Source organism: Xenorhabdus santafensis (assembly GCF_033949405.1).
In the GTDB taxonomy this organism is placed as follows: Bacteria; Pseudomonadota; Gammaproteobacteria; order Enterobacterales; family Enterobacteriaceae; genus Xenorhabdus; species Xenorhabdus santafensis.
Genome location: NZ_VCDN01000519.1, coordinates 1 through 226 on the forward strand (window position 1 = coordinate 1; position 226 = coordinate 226).

The 226-nt window shown below is 34.1% G+C and carries 1 protein-coding gene; it reads left to right on the top strand.

Going from position 1 to position 226, the window contains the following annotated elements; translation table 11 throughout:
• Positions 1–88: 88 nt before the first annotated feature.
• Positions 89–226 (top strand): DUF948 domain-containing protein (locus FE392_RS23245; protein WP_500692722.1); only part of this gene is annotated, 138 nt, incomplete at its 3' end.

Genomic DNA, 226 nt, shown 5'->3' on the forward strand with positions numbered 1-226 from the left:
AATTCTAATGAAAAGATAGGGATTAGAATGAAACGGAAAATGATTGTATAATAGGAGAAAGTATGAAAAAGATAAAGGAAGTGATGAAATGCAAGTTCTTTTATATGTAAGTGCGGCTATTATCGCGGTTGCTTTCGCAGTATTAGTAGTGTATGTATGCAGAACGTTGTTATCGGTTCAGAAGACGTTAGAAAACGTTGCAAGCACGTTAGAAGGTTTAGAAAAA